Here is a 2,634-nt window from a genome sequence, read left to right as displayed (position 1 = left end):
CAATCTTAAGGCATACAAAACCCGAAAGATTAACGCAACCACTAAAATAAATGAAAAAATAGCCGAAGGTGATTTCACAAAGACACAAAAGAGTAAGACCATTATTGATGAAGAAGGGAAACGCCTAAACGAAGAATATGAACGAGCTAAAGCGGATTTTCAAGCCGCCTCCGAAGCCTCCGGGACTATAAGCAAAGAAGAAATAACGGAATTGGTAAGGTTATCCAAGTCTACTGCTGATGCTAAAAGAGCTATGGAAGCCGGAGGGGATAGGATAGCTTATGGAACTGCAAAAGTAGAATATGAAAATTATGTTGATAGTCTCAAGGGTGAAAATGCGTCCATTGCGACACAGTTAAAAAATAGGGTTGAAGAAGCCAAAACGACATGGAAAGAAAATCCTTCACAGGCCACTTGGGATGTTGCGAAAGATAGCACAACGACAATAACTGAAAATTCCATAGGTATGGTTGCCACATTAGATAATTCTTTCATGGGAAGGCAGGGATTAGGTACTTTGTTGACTCATCCTTCCGCTTGGTATCCTGCTGCTAAAAATTCATTTATAGACTTCGTTAAAGTTTTAGGTAAGCAAAATGCCTTTGACGCTTTACGGGCAGACGCTTATTCACGGCCTAATTATGTTAATGGCAAATATGAAAAGGCCGGAGTAATCGCAAAACACGAAGAGCAATATCCTACTTCTTTGCCTGATAGAGTCCCCTTAATCGGTAGAGTATTCAAAGCCTCAGAAGTTGCCTTTAAGGGTAGTGGATTACGCATGAGGATGGATTTATTTGATTTACTTGAAAGGAATGCAAGTAAAAACGGAGTAAATACCACATCCGATGTATGGCTTAAAGACACAGGCAGCTTAACTAATTCATTAACCGCAAGGGGCAAGTGGGGTAAAAGGGGTGAAGGCTCTTTCGTAAGGGTAATGCTTTGGGCTCCTAAAATGCTGAAAGCTAATCTTGATGTTATGACAGTCCACGGCGCAGGAATAGGATTTAAAACTGGATGGGCCAGAAAACAAGCAGCCATAAATCTTCTTAAAATAGTTGGTGAAACCGCAACTGTAATGATGATTGCTAACGCTTTAAAGCCGGGGAGCGTTGAAACGAATCCCACAAGCCCCGATTTCGGAAAGATAAAAATAGGCGATACGAGATTTGATATTACGGCAGGAAAGGCCGCTATCATAACTCTTGCCGCTAGATTGTGGACAAATTCAACTAAATCATCAACCACAGGATTGACTACTCAATACGGAACCGGATTTGGGCAAAAAGACAGGTTAGACGCAACCCTTGATTTCTTTATGAATAAAGTAACCCCTCCCGTCAGCGTAATAGCTCAGATGTTAAAAGGGGAGAATAGGCAAGGTGAAACATTCACATGGGGAAGTGCAGCATATAGCGGATTTACTCCTATAAGCGTACAGAATTTTATTAATCTAAAAGATGATGTTTCAGCCGATGCAGTCGCAGGGGCGATAGTAGACATAATAGGGATTTCCGCAAATACTTACAGGGATTCAGGGATTCAAAGACGAGACATAATAAACAAGCTTAGACAGGGTAAATCCCTTAATTCCAAACAACAACAATTATATGATTCCATGAGTGCCAAGGAACAAAAATACATTGATGAAGAAGTCTCTTTGACGGCTATGCAAGCGGCATTTTCGCACCTTTCAATAGAGCAAGCTATCTTTGCATTTGGTAAGGCCAGCCCTGCTGAAAAAGAAGAACTAAGGGAATTATGGGATAAAAAAATTAAAGATATGAACGATAATAAAGATTTAACAGATGAAGAAAGAGAAACTTTACAACAAAAAATAGATAAAGTGGAATAGGAGAAAAAACATGAAGAAAATATTATTGATCATAGCCTTTTGTTTGATGAGTGTTCAAGCATGGGCGGCGGGAACTTGTGTTGAAAATGCCTCCGACAGCTTTAATGGCGAAGCTTTAAGATGGAAAACCTATACATGCACTGCTGACAGTTCAGATGGGACAATGGATAACACTACCGTTACAGGATTTAAGGGATATTATCTATATACAGTAGAGACATGGCCCGGAGCGACAGCCCCAACCGATGATTCCGATTATACCCTTTCTGATGGAGATACCCCTAGTAAAGACCTTATGGACGGTAACGGCGTTGATGGGATTGATCAAACAACCAAAGAGATTCACATTCCTAGTGTATATTACATGGTAAAAGGGAACCTTATACTTGCTATCTCAAATAATGCTGTCCATTCCGCAATAATATATGTGAGGGTTACAGGAGTTAAATAATGAAAAGAATATTTTTCCTATTATGCCTTTTCTTTTTTTGTGTATCATTTGCACAGGCTCAACAGACAGACAGAATCAATGGGACAGTTGGAAATGTAGCGGTGAAAACCCCTGTTAAGGTTGCCACTACTGCAAATATTACACTCTCAGGAGCACAAACTATTGACGGGATAGCTTTAACTGCTGACGCCTCACCCCGGCAAAGAGTTCTTGTAAAAGATCAAACTACTCCTGCTGAAAATGGAATTTATGATGTTAATTCTGGTTCATGGACCCGTTCCCCTGATTTTGATGGGGCAAGGGACATCGTAAGCGGAACATTAGT

2 protein-coding genes and 1 pseudogene are annotated in these 2,634 nt (G+C 40.3%); all 3 read left to right on the top strand.

Annotated elements, in window-relative coordinates:
* Nucleotides 1-1,858: hypothetical protein (locus WC026_RS17380; protein WP_372712267.1), on the top strand; the 1,858-nt coding region annotated here is incomplete at its 5' end.
* Between the two features lie 10 nt (nucleotides 1,859-1,868).
* Complete coding sequence (locus WC026_RS17375) at nucleotides 1,869-2,309, top strand: hypothetical protein (protein WP_372712266.1); 441 nt, start codon at nucleotides 1,869-1,871, stop codon at nucleotides 2,307-2,309.
* A pseudogene (locus WC026_RS17370) lies at nucleotides 2,309-2,634 on the top strand (hypothetical protein); the annotation flags it as partial. The gene WC026_RS17375 and the pseudogene WC026_RS17370, both read left to right, overlap by 1 nt.

Source organism: Hyphomicrobium sp., from assembly GCF_041674905.1.
In the GTDB taxonomy this organism is placed as follows: Bacteria; Pseudomonadota; Alphaproteobacteria; order Rhizobiales; family Hyphomicrobiaceae; genus Hyphomicrobium_B.
Note: the sequence above shows the minus strand (reverse complement) of the source record. Positions and strands in the feature narration are given on the sequence as shown.

What these genes read in the sequence shown, in the direction of transcription:
- WC026_RS17375 (WP_372712266.1), top strand. Translation starts at nt 1,869, where the DNA reads ATGAAGAAAATATTATTGATCATAGCCTTTTGTTTGATGAGTGTTCAA.